We start from the raw sequence: 15626 nt of genomic DNA, 5'->3' as shown, positions 1-15626 counted from the left end.
CAGTTTGTCGACAAAAGGGATTCGGAATGGTCTCATTCCGAACCCCTTTTTAGCTTTTTATGGGATTTGAAGCTATTTAATAAAAAGACAGACCTCTTCGAGTTCATCATTTAGGCCATTTTTGGACCTTGCCACGTCCAGTTGGCCATCTTCTTCAGGTTCATGGCAGCGAAAGTAAGCATCGCCTGCATCGACAATTTTTTAAGTCCCCTTAACGTTGTCCAACGCATGCCATGCTTTTCTTTTCCATCTGCGAATACACGCTCAATGGTTTCTTTACGTTTGGCATAAATCTCTTTCACCTCTGCGTGATAGCGAAGATGGTCTGCCTCTTCTACGTATTCCTGCCAAATATGACGCGTCACCACTTTCTGGTGGTCTTTACTCTCCGTACATCTGGCTAAAAATGGGCATGTCGCACAAATCTGTTTTGGCGATTTGTACTCCCGATATCCTTCTTTATTCGTTGTCGAGTAGGCCAAGATCTCACCTGCCGGGCAAAGATAACAGTCAAAGTATTCGTCATACACATAGTCATGTTTTCGGAAAAAACCTTTTTTCGTACGTGGTCGTGTGTATGGCAAGGCAGGGGTCATCCCCTGTTCCAATAAGTAACGGGTAATCGCAGGAGTTTTGTACGCGGCATCTGCGGCGACCGCTTCAGGCTTTCCGACTCTCTCGATGACCTTTCCGACCAATGGCTCTAAAATCTGACTATCATGTGTGTTGCCAGGTGTGACCATGGTGCCAAGCACAAAACCGTTACGATCCGCGGCTGCGTGAAAAGAATAGGCGAACTGCTTCGTCCGTTCATCCTTCACATAGTAACCACTCTCTGGATCGGTGGTGCTTTCTTTGATTTCTTTCTTCTCTTCCTTCTCAAACTTGTCCGGAGGAAATGGTTTTTTTCCGTGATCTTCCCGGTCCTGGTTAATCTCTTCTTGAAGGCGTTCCTGATACGCGCGTGTCTCTTTGCGAACGACTTTCTTTTCAAATTTGCGTTTGTTCGCACTCGCTTTAACATGGGTCGAATCCACGAAAACGTGCTCGGCACTGATTAGCTTTTTCTCGGCAGCTTCCTTTAAGATGCGATAGAAAATCTGTTCAAACAGATCGGTATCTTTAAAACGGCGTTCATAGTTTTTTCCGAACGTAGAGAAATGAGGCACTTTATCGTGGAAACCATACCCAAGGAACCAGCGATAGGCCATATTGGTTTCCACTTGTTCAATCGTTTGGCGCATGGACCGGATTCCAAACGTGTATTGAAGGAAGGTCAATTTAATTAAGATGACAGGATCAATACTGGGACGACCGATTTCTGAATACATGTCCTTCACCAAGTCATAGATGAACGAAAAATCAAGTGCTGCCTCTATTTTACGAACCAAGTGGCTGGCCGGTACCAATTGATTTAACGTAATCATTTCTAATTGATCTCGTTGAATGGGATTATGTTTCGAAAGCATGTCAATCACCTCAAGTTATGTAGTACTTCCATTGTAAAATAAAAAAGACTGTAGGCAAACTGGATTTCTTCCAGTTTGTCTACAGTCTGAATCCCGCTATAAAACATAGCGGGATTTTTTTATTCACTCTTTAATAGGTAGCCAGCTTGCTCAAGTGCATGACAGGCTGCATCAAGCTTCTGAACGGAGTCTGCTTCAAGCGTGTGAAGGTGGGTGCCTTCTGTTAATTGTGAAAGATAGGTTGCGTTGGTTTGATTAATCTTGTGTAAAAAAGCTTCTACATCTTTACGAGTTTGAACCATCATTGAAGCCGTAAGCTCTCCGTATACGGGGTGTTCAATGATTACATCTTTTACGCACACTCCGTGGTCTACGATGAGAAAAAGCTCTTTCTCTGTATCTTCAGGTGCGTGATGACAAGCAATAATTCGCTGCTGAGAGGATGCCTGGCCAGGAGACTGCATATAAATATAGCCTTGGCTTGTGGCTAAAATAGGTTCATTACGGGCTTTTAAGAGCGAGATATCCTGCACAATCACCTGTCTGCTTACCTTTGTTCTTTTTGATAGTTCACTGCCTGTCATCGGCTTCTGTTCATCTTTTAACCATTGTAAAATGAGTTCTCGTCGCTCTTCACCTAAAACTTTGCGTTGATTTTCTGACATGGTCTTACCGCTCCTTCATAATCTCTTTATGTAATAAATGAAGCACATTCATTAGTTCATCTAAATCTTTCGTAGTCGTATGCAAACTAAAGGAAATGCGAATGAAATTTTTGGCTTGCTCTGGACTTTTTCCAATAGCTAGTAGCGAACGAAGAGGGGCTTGTTTATGAACTGTACAAGCGCTGCCCGTTGCTACTGCGATATTGTGACGATTACATTGTAACATAACATACTGACCTTGTACGTTGCGGAACGTTAGTCCGATTATACCAGGAAAGTGAGCTGAGCTAGCTGCTTCCATCTCAACGAATCCCTGTAACTCCTTGATGCGTATAAGCAAGTATGACTTTAAGTGTTCGAAGTGATTGTAGGCTTGTTTTAACTGAGTATAAGCATGTTCAGCAGCCGTCGTAAACGCTGCAATTCCAGGGACGTTCACAGTTCCTCTATGGCTTTCTGTAAGGAAATGAGTTAGGGAAGCAGAAGCTTTAGAAGAACTTGGTTGAATGTAAACGAATCCGACGCCTTTTGGACCATATAGTTTATGGCTTGATACTGATAAGCTATCAATGTTTGCTTCTTTCACGTTAATCGGTAATTTTCCAAATGACTGCACACAGTCGCAGTGGAACCAAATGTCTCGTTTTTTTAACAGTTGTCCAATATCATAAACGGGCTGAATTGATCCTAGCTCGTGATTGACATGCTGAATGGCTACAAGAACTGTGTCGTCTTGAATGGCGTCTTGCAAAGCTTCTATCGACACAACGCCATCTTTTGTGACTGGTAGATAAGTAATAGTATACTCTACTTCTTGGAACGAAGAGAGAGCCTGTAAGACGGAGGAATGCTCTAACGAAGTCGTTATAATGTGTTTTCCTCTATGCTCTGTGTAATGGAGAAGTGAGCGGATAGCAAGTACGTTTGATTCCGTGCCTCCGCTTGTAAAGTAGATGGCTTGTTGCTCTCCATTAATAAGAGAAGCGAGCTGATGTCGACATAAAGAAAGCAAATCATCTGCTTGCGTACCAACCGTATGTAAGCTGTTTGTATTTCCGTAATACGATGTGGCCGCTGTGTGATATGCTTGGATTGATTCCTTACTCATGGGCGTGGTTGAAGCATAGTCAAGGTAAATCATAGCTTTCCCTCTTTCGTTCAAAATAAAAAATATCTTGTCTTTTATTTAATAATATGTAAATATAAGTGTCAAGACACATGTAAAGTTAATTGTCTTGTTTTTTGTTTTTATAAATTAACAGAAGTGTAAGAGGTGAAGCATGCATAAGACGGACGTGTTGATTATTGGAAGTGGATTGGCAGCTTTAGCTACGGCTTCTGCTTTGTATCCATATAAGAAAGTTACGATTGTAACAAAAGGAAGCATAGAACAAAACAATTCTGTATTAGCGCAAGGTGGAATTGCAGCGGCGGTGGGAAACCATGATAGTTGGCAAGAACATGCTTATGATACGTTAGCAGCTGGTAGCAGTCACTGCAGCGAAGAGACCGTACATATATTAACTAAAGAAGGAATCAGCTGCGTATTCGACTTCATTGCTAACGGCATGGAGTTTGATCAATTCCAAAATGGCAGCCTGCATTTTGGTAGAGAAGGAGCTCATCGATTAAATCGAATTTTGCATGCAGGAGGAGACCAAACGGGTGCTTTATTATTTGCCTTTTTAAAGAAGCGCGTATTACCTCATGTTGAAATTATAGAGCATCAAATTGTTCATAAGCTAATTTGTGATGAACAAGGATGTATTGGAGCGATTGGAGAAGGACGAAAAGGGAAGATACAAGCGTATTTAGCAGAGCATGTTGTAGTGGCTACTGGTGGAATCGGCGGTTTGTATCAGTATACGTCCAATCATGCTTACGCCACTGGAGACGGCTTGATGCTTGCTTATGATGTGGGAGCAGAACTTGAAGATTTAGAATTTATTCAGTTTCACCCTACGCTCTTGCGAGAGGGGAATCATGCTGCTGGACTGGTATCAGAAGCGGTACGCGGTGAAGGAGGCGTGCTCGTAACTGAAGATGGAGAGCGCTTCATGAAAGGAATTCAGCCGTTTGAAGACCTATCGTCGCGAGATATTGTAGCAAGAGCAGTTTTTGGGCAAATACAAAAAGGAAAAGATGTCTTTTTAGATATTAGCGAAGTAGAAAAGTTTAACAAACGCTTTCCGACAATAAAAGCTCTTTGTCAAAAAGCAAATATTCACCTTTCCAAAAATCGAATACCTGTCATACCAGGTGCACATTTTTTAATGGGTGGAATCAAAGTTAACGAACACGGAGAAACGACCATTCCATCTCTTTATGCTGTAGGAGAAGCAGCCTGTACAGGCGTACATGGTGCAAACCGTCTAGCTAGTAACTCGTTGTTAGAGTGTATCGTATTCGGTAGACGAGTAGGGTGCCATATCCTATCAAAAGAAAGTAGGCGAGTCGTAGATTATAAAACAAACTATCAGATTTCAAGAGTTGAGGAGTCTTTAATTATGCATCAAGCGGATATTCAAGCCGTTATGATGCAGCACGTAGGAATCATTCGAAACGGAGCTGGTCTCCGTCAAGCAATCAGCTGGTTTGATGAGGAGCTAGATTCGTTGGATTTTAGCTTTACAAGGTCATATCCCGAACAACAAAGGCGGCGAATTTTGATGCTCAGACTTGGAAAACTCATAGCTTCTGCAGCGATACATCGATGTGAAAGCAGAGGCGCACATTACAGGTCTGACTTTCCTCAAACTAGTCATCAGTGGGAGAAACAAAAAGTTACTCATGTTTTACGAGGCGTATTAGCGTAATTGGTAATGAATGATACAAAGAAAACGAGGGGAATTGTATGAACGCATTGAAGGTTAAAGCACTTCTTCATCAATTTTTTATTGAAGACGTTGGAGATCAGGATTTGACGAGTGAAGCCATTTTTTCACGTCACGAAACGGGAAGCGCTGAAATTGTCACTAAGCAAAGTGGAGTTTTTGTGGGTGATAGTATTATTACAGAAGGCTTTCAATTACTAAATCAACAAGCGAAAGTTCAGCTTTATATAAAAGATGGACAGTACGTTGAAGCTGGAGATATCATTGCAAAGATTCACGGACCAATACAAGCAATTTTAACGGGAGAGCGCGTTATATTAAACCTTATCCAGCGCATGAGCGGAATCGCAACGATGACTTTTCAAGCGAGAAAAATAATGGAAGGGACGCATACACAAATTTGTGATACGCGTAAAACAACGCCTGGGCTTCGAGGGTTAGAAAAGTATGCTGTTCGAATGGGTGGAGGAGTTAATCATCGGTTTGGGTTGTACGACGGAGTCATGTTAAAAGATAATCATATTGCGTATGCAGGTTCTATTAAAAACGCTGTTTTAAAAGTGAAAGAATATATTGGACCCATGGTAAAGGTAGAAGTGGAGATAGAGACCCTGGAACAGCTAAAAGAAGCGGTTGAAGCAGACGTAGATATTATTATGTTTGATAACTGCGACCCACAAACGATTAAGAAATGGATTTCTCAGGTACCAAACCACATTACGACAGAAGCTTCTGGTGGAATGAATTTGAATAATATAGCTTTATATAAAGACACGGGTGTTGACTACATCTCCTTAGGAGCATTAACACACTCTGTGCAGTCACTTGATATTAGCTTAAACGTGGAGGAAATGAACCATGAACTTGTTTGAAACGTTAAAGACTAAGACATTACCCTTTGAGTATTCAATGATGTCGGATGAAGAGATGAAGAGAAGAATTAGAATCATTAAGCAAAAGCTTGGCGCTCAGCTTTACATATTAGGACATCATTATCAAAAGGATGAAGTTTACAAGTTCGCGGATGCGGTAGGAGATTCCTTGCAGCTATCTCAAATGGCGGCAGCAAATAAAAAAGCTGCTTATATCGTATTTTGTGGTGTTCATTTTATGGCAGAAACGGCGGATATTTTAACAACGAGTAGTCAACGAGTTGTGTTACCTGATATGCGAGCAGGGTGTTCTATGGCCGATATGGCTAACATTGAACAAACAGAAAAAGCATGGCCGATTTTGCAATCTTTGTTTGGAGACACAATTATACCGCTTACGTATGTTAATTCCACCGCGGAAATCAAGGCGTTTGTCGGCAAACATCATGGAGCAACCGTGACGTCATCAAACGCAAAAGAAGTGGTTCAGTGGGCGTTTTCTAAAAAACAGCGTATTTTATTTTTACCAGATCAGCATTTAGGAAGAAATACAGCTTATGAATTAGGAGTGCCTCTTTCTGAAATGGCTATTTGGGATCCCATTGAAAATGAGCTCGTTTTTGATGGTGATATAGAAGATGTGAAGATTATCCTGTGGAAGGGACACTGCTCCGTTCATGAAAATTTCACGTTGAAAAACATTGAGCATGTACGTAAAGCACACCCGAACATGAACATCATTGTGCATCCAGAGTGTACGCATGACGTAGTGCAGCACTCTGATTACGCTGGCTCAACAAAGTACATCATGGAGACGATTGAACAAGCTCCATCAGGTTCAGAGTGGGCAATTGGAACAGAAATGAACTTGGTTAACCGCTTGATTCATGCTCATGATGATAAGAAGGTTATTTCACTTAATCCGTATATGTGTCCTTGTTTAACAATGAATCGTATTGATCTTCCTCATTTGCTTTGGTCTTTAGAAATGATTGATAAGGGCACGCCCATCAATGAAATTAAAGTGGAGTCTGAAGTAGCAGAACTGGCTCAAAAAGCACTCAACAATATGCTTGCAATGGTTTAAAGATGTCGGACTAAATGAAAAGTGAAAAACAAGCATAAAAGAGATCCTCTCACATACATTTGTGGTGATGGATCTTTTTTTTATAAAAAAATCCAAACTTTTAAGCATCAAGAATAAAATACTTGTTCAAGGCATATGTTGTGATGAACAAACAGAACTTGCTTTGATTCCGCACATATAGATGAAATATACTCGACTCGGGAGGGGAATGACGTTGAAAATCCATATTGTCCAAAAAGGGGATACCCTTTGGAAAATTGCCCAAAAATATGGCGCAAACTTTGAAGAACTTAAAAAAATGAACTCACAATTAAGCAATCCAGACATGATTATGCCTGGAATGAAAATTAAAGTGCCAACTGGCGGAGTACCTGTTGCAAATGAAGGGAACTCATTAGGGATTAAAGAAATGCCTAAAGTCCAGCATCCATATAGCGACCAATCAACGAAAGCTTATCCGGTAACAGAAATAGATAGTGAACAATCACCAATTCCGAGCATGCAGCCAGTGAAAAAAGAGATGCCAATTGCTCAGCCGCCGAAGAAAGAAGCACCAGTAGCGCCAGTAGCGCCGAAGAAAGAAGCACCAAAGAAGGAAATGCCAAAAAAAGAGGCACCAAAGAAAGAAGCGCCTAAAAAGGAAATGCCTAAGATGCCAAAGCTTCCAAAGATTCAGCCAATCGCTCCTGAAATTGACATTAACAATTACTATACGTTAAACATGGCGATGCAACAGCCGAAAAAAGAAGAGCCAAAAGTAGAAGCTGTTGTAGAGTCACCTGAAAGTCCAGAGATGGAGAGTGTAGAAGCACCGGTGCAACAGCCATGCTATCCAATTGTACCAATCTCTCCAGTAATGCCTGGATGTGGATTTCATTATATGCCGTGTTATCCACCGCCAATGCCACCAGCATATCCTGTGTATCCACATCAATGGCAGATGCCACAGGTACAAGGAGCAATGGAAGAAATGGAGTCCATGGAAAATAACCAAATGGTAGCTGGTCAAATGCAACATCCAAATGCGCCAATGCATGCTGCGAATGCACCATTTTACCCAATGATGAATCCGTATATGCCATGTGGTCCGGTTCAATGCTCGCCTTGTCCACCACCTTGGGGATACCAGCAACCTGCGTATCCAATGTATCCGTCGATGCCACAGGTACAAGGTGAAATGATGGAATCGCCAGAGATGGAAAACAATAGCGTAATGGGTATGCAGATGCCATATCAGCAACCGCAAGAAGACTGCGGATGTGGATCTCCTCAGCCCATTCCATATGGACACCAGCAGATGCCGTATGGATACCAACAGATGCCATATGGGTACCAAGATCAGCGCTTGGCACCGTACCCAGCCCCGTATGGACCCCCATTTGGTATGATAGGGGCACCGCCATATCCAGCGGTTGATCCGGATTTATTTAATATACCCGATTATGAAGAAGATGAAGATTAATAACGGCAGAGGCGATGACTCTATACATCGCCTCTTTTTTTGTTTGGTAGAAAAAGGAATTCTTGTGAAGCAATACTATATAAAAAAGCCACACGTACTTTATGTAAACACGAATCAAGGGATGAAAATAATAAAGAAGTATCGGTATGAAAACACGATTAATCGTAATTTTCAGTTCATTCAAGCACTCAAACAGCACGGGTTTAACGCTACCATTAATTTTGAACCTTTTTCAGATGGAGAGGTTGTGATCAAAACCAGAGGAGAAGTTTGGGGAATTATGCCTTATCTCCAAACAAAGTCACCGGTTTCATATGAACAATCCCATCACCGAAAGCGAGTCATTGAGCTACTACATTCTTATCATGAAACCGCGGCATTTGCTTGGTATGATGTGAAAGACATATTTCCAATGTATGAACTTACTCACGTGTGGCAAAAGCGACTTGCTAGTTTTATTCATCATAACAAGCTTATTGAGTCCATCATTGGAAAAAGAACGTATAAAGTTATTGAAGAGTTATGTCAAAACAGTTTAGTAACCATGCATAAATACGAACATGAAGGGCAGAAGCATCAACACACAATAATCCATGGTGACACGGCTTCTCATAATTTTTTAAGGGGAGTTAATAACGATTATTATTTAATTGATTTTGATTGTGCAGCTCAATCCACATTTTTTACGGATTATATTCAACTAGCTCAACGCTTTTTATTACAGGAAGACTTTTCTATTGAAAAGCTGCTAAAGGAAGAGGGGATGAGCAATCTTTTTCATTTACCGTATTTTGCTGCGGCTCTGCGCTTTCCAGCTATGCTTTTGCTGCCTTGGTACATTCGTTTAACCAGCATATCACCTTCATATAAAGAGCTTATTCAGCTAAAACAATGGACTGAAAAGCAAGCTATAAAAGCAGAATTAACAAATAGGGAGATATTGCGTATATTCCCCAATATCTAAAGAGTTTACCGCTAACTGACAGCATAAATTTTGCTCAACTTTAAGACCCTAATGGTGAGTCCGCTATAAGGTGGCTCATTTAAAGGGGGAGTTTCGATTGAACAAGTATATCATTTCATCATTAGCAGCTGGCTGTATGTTTGGCTTAACGGCTTGTACAAGTGACCAAGGAATGGAACAGCGTTATAACGATAACACTGAGCCTGTTGGTTACTATACAAGTGAAAACGAAAATGAGCATCGTCTTGACCAAGGAAAAGGCCCTGTAACGGATATGTTAGACGGCGACGACGAAAATAACAACAATAGACGAACTGCTCCGTTAAACGTAACGGATGGGCGTTATGATAGCCCAACTAATTCTTATCAAAACCCATCTACAAATAAAAATGGTTTTTATAGCAATGCTAACATCGGTGGTAGTGATAGGAATTATCACGGTCATCTCAATGGTAGAAACAATCTTACGCAAACGAATACAAATGCTTACCCAGCAGACTTGACTGAGAAAGTAGCAGACAAAGCAGCTGGTGTAAACGGTGTGAAAGACTGTAGAGTAGTAGTTGATGATAACCGCATGTTGGTAGCTGTTGATCCAGCTAACAGCAACGTGAACGAAGAAGAGCTTAAAAAAGCTGTGCAAAAAGAAGTAAAGCCTTTAGCGAAAAAATATAATCTTCAAGTTGAGGTAGATAACGGAATGTTCAATAGCGTTCGTAATATTGATAATGACATTCGTAACGGTGTAGATAACGGAATTATTCGTACAAATATCAACAGCTTGTATGAATCCATTGATGAAAATGTTAATCGTAAAGACCGCTAAGTAAAAAAGAGCTGGGACATCAGTATTCCAGTCAACGAGATATCCGAATGAGGCTGGGACATAAGTAATTCGGCCAATGATAAATCTGAACGATTGAGAGTTTCTCACTTTTAATCGTTCAGGTTTTTTGTTGATTGTGAAAACAATGTTGGAAACAGGGTGGAATGGAGCGTAGGACACTCGACTCCTGCGGGAAAGAGAGGGAAAACTGAGATCCCGCAGCGCAGCGAGGAAGCTCAGGTTCCTCCCCGCGGAAAGCGAGTGACCGTAGCGCAATGGAACGAACGTGTTGAGACAAATCAAAGAGATGGGAACAGCTAGTGTTCGTCTTTTAGAAGCAATCATTTTGTTATGTCCCAAACTCGTTCGGATGTTTTTTGTTTTGAAAACCTAACTATTGTAGAAGAGTCATGATTCGTTTTTGAGAAGGACTCATTTAGCTTTGTCCCAGCTTCTTTTTGTATATTTAAGAAAATGGATAAAAAAAGAAAGAAAGGAAAAGATATAAATAGCAATTCTTCTTTCAGTCATCTTTATGAAGTGACAAATTACATGTGTGAGGTGATGATGGATGAAACGAACCATTCATCAAATAATCATTGTATGTACTATCAGCAGCTTTTTAGTAAGCTTAGCTGGAGTAGTAGAAGCTGAGCGCCCAATGACTATTTTTTTAGAGCGTACGTATGTAGATGGAGTTATTAGTCAAGAGGTCTTGAATTCCCCGTACATGACAAAAGAAGAAGTACTAAGCGCGTATCCTATGTGGAGAGTGATTAAAGCATCAGACGAAGAGGTTGTACTTAGAAAGGCGGTTGACGACATTTCGCCAATGCTTAAAGAAAACGGCTACGTTGGCTTATCAGTTAACGGAGTATTATCTACGTTTGAAGGGAAGCCGGTAAATTCCACAAATATTATTCAATCTTTCTTTCAGATTGATGTAGAAAAATTAGAGAGCTATCAAGAAGAGCTGCTGAAAGATGGGATTCGTGTTCAAACGAAAGATGATTACGTATCCTTGATGGATTTTTATAAAATGTACGAGCTTAATTCGCGGCCTACTTCTAGTAAGTAGCCGCTTTTTGTCGCGTTCTAATCCACAGTAAGGACTCGAAAGCAGATTTCTTTTTATTTCTATGTCAAATTCCTTCTATTCACTTTTAGGATTGTGTTAAAATAATAGTCAGCGCTAAATGTTCGACAGAGTATGCAAAAGCAATTGTGAAATTAAAATTATTACGGCTTCTTAGTTGGAAGATAGATGAATGAACTGGGCAGTGTTCTCTACTTGATGATAACAAGGAGGGTAGACTGCCTTCGTTCATGTGAGAGGGAGAGAGTTAGTTGATTGATTATATCAGAGGTGTGATTACATATATTAATCCAGAATACGTTGTCATTGAAAACCAAGGAATGGGCTATCAGGTATTTACACCAAACCCTTATGTGTTTTCAGTTGATAATGAAGAGAGAGTTATTTATACGTATCAGTATGTCCGTGAAGATATCTTAGCACTGTACGGCTTTAATTCTCGCGAACAAAAAGAACTATTCATGAAATTAATTAGCGTCTCAGGCATTGGTCCAAAAGGTGCGCTGGCGATTCTAGCATCAGGTAACCCTTCTCAGGTGGTGCAGGCCATTGAAGAAGAAAATGAAAAGTTTTTGGTGAAGTTTCCAGGAGTAGGAAAAAAAACAGCTCGTCAAATGATTTTGGACTTGAAAGGCAAGCTTCATGATATCGTACCGGATGCAGTGCCATCACTATTTGCTGATATGGACGAACAAGAAGTTAAATCACAAAGCTCAGAAGCTTTAGATGAGGCTATCGAGGCATTAAAAGTACTTGGATATGCAGAGCGAGAGATTAATAAGGTAGTTCCAGCCTTAATGCAACAGTCGATGACGACAGATCAATATATTAAGGAAGCGTTGAAGCGTTTGCTTAAGTAACGAATGAAGGAGGAATATGATGGACGATCGTATTGTGACAGGCGATGCACTTAGCGAAGAAGAAGTGCTAGAGCAAAGTCTTAGACCTCAATTTCTACAACAGTATATTGGTCAGCATAAAGTAAAAAGCCACTTAGATATCTTTATTAAAGCTGCTAAAATGCGAAGCGAAACGTTGGATCATGTTTTACTATATGGACCTCCTGGCTTAGGGAAAACAACGTTGGCGACCATTATTGCAAATGAGATGGGCGTGCAAATTCGCACTACTTCCGGACCTGCCATTGAGCGTCCTGGAGATTTAGCGGCTGTACTAACAAGCTTAGAACCGGGCGATGTGTTGTTTATTGATGAAATTCATCGTCTTAATCGATCGGTTGAAGAGGTCCTTTACCCTGCAATGGAGGATTTCTGTCTAGATATTGTGATTGGAAAAGGCCCAAGCGCTCGCTCCGTGCGTTTAGATTTGCCACCCTTTACGCTTGTGGGGGCGACAACAAGAGCTGGTTTGCTCTCATCACCACTGCGAGATCGTTTCGGGGTTTTAAGCCGCTTGGAATATTACCAAGAAGAAGACTTAGCGTCTATTGTAGAGCGTACTGCTTCTATTTTAAATGTAGGCATCGATACGCAAGCTACGCATGAAATTGCCAGGCGAGCTCGTGGGACCCCGAGGATTGTCAACCGGCTTTTAAGACGCGTTCGCGATTTTGCGCAGGTAAAAGGTGATGGTGAGATTACTGTTCAGCTTGCTACAGAAGCTTTAGAGATGCTGCAAGTCGACCGTTTAGGTTTGGATCATATTGACCATAAATTATTAAGAGGGATTATTGAAAAATTCCGTGGAGGTCCAGTTGGCTTAGATACAATTTCGGCTACCATTGGTGAAGAATCACATACAATTGAAGATGTATATGAGCCGTACTTACTTCAGATTGGCTTTCTGCAAAGAACGCCTAGAGGGCGGATTGTGACGCGGCTTGTGTATGATCATTTTCAAATGGAGGTGCCAGAGAAGTGAACGAACTCCCTAAATTCGTAATGATTGTGGGTGGTATTTTACTATTGGTCGGTTTTTTGCTACAATTTATCGGCAAACTTCCTGGTGATATTTTAATTAAAAAAGGAAATACAACCTTTTATTTTCCAATCGTTACGTCGATTGTTATTAGCATTTTATTATCGCTTATTTTCTTTTTTATTGGTCGATTTAAATAATTATTTTAGTAGGAACAGGTGAATGAAATGAAAGTAGATTTATTTGATTTCCATTTACCGGAGGAATTGATTGCGCAAACGCCGCTTGAAAAGCGTGATGCATCAAGACTCATGGTAGTAAACAAAGAAACAGGTGAGGTACGTCATCATATGTTTCAAGACCTTCTTGACTATTTACAAGAAGGTGATTGTCTTGTATTAAACGATACGCGTGTTTTACCAGCTCGTTTATTTGGAACAAAAGAAGATACGGGCGCTAATATTGAAGTCCTTCTTTTAAAACAAACGGAAGGTGACATGTGGGAAACGCTTGTGAAGCCCGCTAAGCGAGTTAAAGAAGGAACGGTTATTTCATTTGGAGATGGTCGCTTAACGGCTGTTTGTAAAGGTGTGAGTGATCAGGGGGGAAGGCTGCTGGAATTTAAGTATGACGGAATCTTTTATGAAGTATTAGAACAGCTTGGTGAAATGCCGCTGCCACCTTATATCAAAGAACGCCTTGATGACCGCGAACGCTATCAAACTGTGTTTGCACGTGAACAAGGTTCAGCTGCAGCACCAACGGCAGGACTTCACTTCACGGAAGAGATGTTGGAAGAAATTAAAGCGAAAGGTGTGCATATTGCTTTCTTAACACTGCACGTTGGCCTAGGAACCTTCAGACCCGTAAGCGTAGATGATCTGGAAGAGCATGATATGCACGCTGAATACTATCAAGTGAGCGAAGAGACAGCTTCGTTGTTGAATTCAGTGCGTGAACAAGGTGGACGAATTATCTCTGTTGGTACCACGTCTACGCGAACGCTTGAAACAATCGCAACTGAACACGACGGTGTGTTTAAAGCTTCATCGGGCTGGACGAGCATCTTTATTTTCCCTGGATATGAATTTAAAGCAATTGATGGTATGATTACAAACTTCCATTTGCCGAAGTCAACGCTTATTATGCTTGTTAGCGCGTTAGCTGGACGTGAGCATATCATCGGCGCATATGAAACAGCGGTAAAAGAAAAGTATCGATTCTTTAGCTTTGGCGATGCCATGCTAATCTTGTAATTTAACATGAAAGGAATACACTAATGACAGCTATTCGTTATGAACATATTAAAACATGTAAGCAAACCGGAGCACGCCTTGGCATTGTGCATACTCCACACGGATCTTTTGAAACGCCGATCTTTATGCCAGTTGGTACGCTTGCTACAGTAAAAACAATGTCTCCTGAAGACTTAAAAGCAATGGGAGCAGGAATTATTTTAAGCAACACGTATCATCTATGGCTACGTCCAGGTCACGAAATTGTAAAAAAAGCTGGCGGACTTCATAAATTCATGAACTGGGACCGTCCAATTTTAACGGATTCAGGTGGTTTCCAAGTGTTTAGTCTAAGCGATCTTCGACGTATTGAAGAAGAAGGCGTGCATTTCCGCAATCACTTAAATGGTGACAAGTTATTCCTATCACCTGAAGGAGCAATGGAGATTCAAAACGCACTTGGTTCGGATATCATGATGGCATTTGATGAGTGTCCACCATATCCAGCTGAATATGATTATTTAAAGCGTTCAGTAGAGCGTACAAGCCGTTGGGCTGAGCGCTGTTTAGAAGCTCACAGTCGCCCGCAAGACCAAGGATTATTTGGGATTGTACAAGGAGGAGAATTTGAAGATTTACGTCGTCAGAGTGCTTCTGACTTGGTTTCTATGGACTTCCCGGGTTATGCTGTAGGAGGACTATCTGTTGGAGAACCAAAAGACGTTATGAATCGCGTGCTTGAGTTTACAACACCTTATCTGCCTGCGGATAAACCTCGTTACTTAATGGGCGTAGGTTCACCAGATTCATTGATTGATGGAGCAATCCGTGGAATTGATATGTTTGACTGCGTGCTACCAACGCGTATTGCACGTAACGGTACATTAATGACAAGCGAAGGGCGCTTAGTTGTTAAAAATGCAAAATATGCAGAAGACTTTGGGCCAATCGATCCAAACTGTGATTGCTATACGTGTAAAAATTATTCAAGAGCGTATATTCGCCACTTAATTCGTTCTAATGAAACGTTTGGAATTCGATTAACATCTTACCATAACTTATATTTTCTGCTAAACTTAATGGAGCAAGTCCGTGAAGCTATTCGCGAAGATCGATTAGGTGACTTCCGTGATGAATTCTTTGATAAATATGGATTTAACGGACCAAATGCAAAAAATTTCTAGGTCATTACAGGGGTTTTTCATCAACATATGAATAAGTACCTGTTGATAAATTGA

15 protein-coding genes are annotated in these 15626 nt (G+C 41.0%); 12 read left to right on the top strand and 3 right to left on the bottom strand.

What is annotated here, in order from left to right; genetic code table 11:
- Positions 1-110 precede the first annotated feature (110 nt).
- From MKZ18_RS17640 to MKZ18_RS17630, 3 genes are all read right to left on the bottom strand, one after another.
- Positions 111-1469: an IS1182 family transposase gene (locus MKZ18_RS17640; protein ID WP_144594447.1), complete on the bottom strand. Its 1359-nt coding sequence runs from the start codon at positions 1467-1469 to the stop codon at positions 111-113.
- 119 nt (positions 1470-1588) lie between these two features.
- On the bottom strand, positions 1589-2134 hold the full coding sequence (locus MKZ18_RS17635; RefSeq protein WP_061785225.1) for a transcription repressor NadR: 546 nt from the start codon (positions 2132-2134) through the stop codon (positions 1589-1591).
- Positions 2135-2138: 4 nt separating this feature from the next.
- Positions 2139-3275, bottom strand: a complete 1137-nt coding sequence (locus MKZ18_RS17630) for an IscS subfamily cysteine desulfurase (RefSeq protein ID WP_061785226.1) — start codon at positions 3273-3275, stop codon at positions 2139-2141.
- Between the two features lie 139 nt (positions 3276-3414).
- Between MKZ18_RS17630 and nadB the strand changes: the two genes are divergently transcribed.
- From nadB to tgt, 12 genes are all read left to right on the top strand, one after another.
- On the top strand, positions 3415-4950 hold the full coding sequence (gene nadB / locus MKZ18_RS17625; RefSeq protein ID WP_225001542.1) for an L-aspartate oxidase: 1536 nt from the start codon (positions 3415-3417) through the stop codon (positions 4948-4950).
- A 38-nt stretch (positions 4951-4988) separates the two neighbouring features.
- A complete protein-coding gene (nadC, locus tag MKZ18_RS17620; protein WP_340842163.1) occupies positions 4989-5840 on the top strand; it encodes a carboxylating nicotinate-nucleotide diphosphorylase in 852 nt (283 codons plus the stop codon).
- A complete protein-coding gene (gene nadA / locus MKZ18_RS17615) occupies positions 5827-6927 on the top strand; it encodes a quinolinate synthase NadA (protein WP_138116593.1) in 1101 nt (366 codons plus the stop codon). Before nadC ends, nadA begins: the two co-directional genes overlap by 14 nt.
- Positions 6928-7141: 214 nt before the next feature.
- A complete protein-coding gene (gene safA, locus MKZ18_RS17610) occupies positions 7142-8389 on the top strand; it encodes a SafA/ExsA family spore coat assembly protein (protein ID WP_445677365.1) in 1248 nt (415 codons plus the stop codon).
- 64 nt (positions 8390-8453) lie between these two features.
- Entirely contained in the window at positions 8454-9353 is a 900-nt protein-coding gene (locus MKZ18_RS17605; protein WP_160169865.1) for a phosphotransferase, read from the top strand.
- Positions 9354-9450: 97 nt separating this feature from the next.
- Positions 9451-10179, top strand: coding sequence for a YhcN/YlaJ family sporulation lipoprotein (locus MKZ18_RS17600; protein WP_061785232.1), 729 nt, complete (start codon positions 9451-9453; stop codon positions 10177-10179).
- A gap of 571 nt (positions 10180-10750) precedes the next feature.
- The gene (locus tag MKZ18_RS17595) at positions 10751-11257 is read left to right on the top strand and encodes a BofC C-terminal domain-containing protein (protein ID WP_025908511.1); all 507 of its coding nucleotides are present in this window, start codon (positions 10751-10753) and stop codon (positions 11255-11257) included.
- 269 nt (positions 11258-11526) lie between these two features.
- Entirely contained in the window at positions 11527-12135 is a 609-nt protein-coding gene (gene ruvA / locus MKZ18_RS17590) for a Holliday junction branch migration protein RuvA (protein ID WP_025908510.1), read from the top strand.
- A 19-nt stretch (positions 12136-12154) separates the two neighbouring features.
- Complete coding sequence (ruvB, locus tag MKZ18_RS17585; RefSeq protein ID WP_340842982.1) at positions 12155-13156, top strand: Holliday junction branch migration DNA helicase RuvB; 1002 nt, start codon at positions 12155-12157, stop codon at positions 13154-13156.
- Positions 13153-13353: a DUF2905 domain-containing protein gene (locus MKZ18_RS17580; protein ID WP_025908508.1), complete on the top strand. Its 201-nt coding sequence runs from the start codon at positions 13153-13155 to the stop codon at positions 13351-13353. Before ruvB ends, MKZ18_RS17580 begins: the two co-directional genes overlap by 4 nt.
- A 27-nt stretch (positions 13354-13380) precedes the next feature.
- On the top strand, positions 13381-14409 hold the full coding sequence (gene queA / locus MKZ18_RS17575) for a tRNA preQ1(34) S-adenosylmethionine ribosyltransferase-isomerase QueA (RefSeq protein ID WP_025908507.1): 1029 nt from the start codon (positions 13381-13383) through the stop codon (positions 14407-14409).
- Positions 14410-14432: 23 nt separating this feature from the next.
- Complete coding sequence (gene tgt, locus MKZ18_RS17570) at positions 14433-15572, top strand: tRNA guanosine(34) transglycosylase Tgt (protein ID WP_025908506.1); 1140 nt, start codon at positions 14433-14435, stop codon at positions 15570-15572.
- Positions 15573-15626: the final 54 nt, after the last annotated feature.

This window comes from Priestia sp. FSL W8-0001, from assembly GCF_038050335.1.
Classification (GTDB): domain Bacteria; phylum Bacillota; class Bacilli; order Bacillales; family Bacillaceae_H; genus Priestia; species Priestia flexa.
This window is presented reverse-complemented; position numbering and strand designations above follow the sequence as displayed.

What these genes read in the sequence shown, in the direction of transcription:
- MKZ18_RS17640 (WP_144594447.1), bottom strand. Translation starts at nt 1,469, where the DNA reads ATGCTTTCGAAACATAATCCCATTCAACGAGATCAATTAGAAATGATT.
- MKZ18_RS17635 (WP_061785225.1), bottom strand. Translation starts at nt 2,134, where the DNA reads ATGTCAGAAAATCAACGCAAAGTTTTAGGTGAAGAGCGACGAGAACTC.
- MKZ18_RS17630 (WP_061785226.1), bottom strand. Translation starts at nt 3,275, where the DNA reads ATGATTTACCTTGACTATGCTTCAACCACGCCCATGAGTAAGGAATCA.
- nadB (WP_225001542.1), top strand. Translation starts at nt 3,415, where the DNA reads ATGCATAAGACGGACGTGTTGATTATTGGAAGTGGATTGGCAGCTTTA.
- nadC (WP_340842163.1), top strand. Translation starts at nt 4,989, where the DNA reads ATGAACGCATTGAAGGTTAAAGCACTTCTTCATCAATTTTTTATTGAA.
- nadA (WP_138116593.1), top strand. Translation starts at nt 5,827, where the DNA reads ATGAACTTGTTTGAAACGTTAAAGACTAAGACATTACCCTTTGAGTAT.
- MKZ18_RS17595 (WP_025908511.1), top strand. Translation starts at nt 10,751, where the DNA reads ATGAAACGAACCATTCATCAAATAATCATTGTATGTACTATCAGCAGC.
- ruvB (WP_340842982.1), top strand. Translation starts at nt 12,155, where the DNA reads ATGGACGATCGTATTGTGACAGGCGATGCACTTAGCGAAGAAGAAGTG.
- queA (WP_025908507.1), top strand. Translation starts at nt 13,381, where the DNA reads ATGAAAGTAGATTTATTTGATTTCCATTTACCGGAGGAATTGATTGCG.
- tgt (WP_025908506.1), top strand. Translation starts at nt 14,433, where the DNA reads ATGACAGCTATTCGTTATGAACATATTAAAACATGTAAGCAAACCGGA.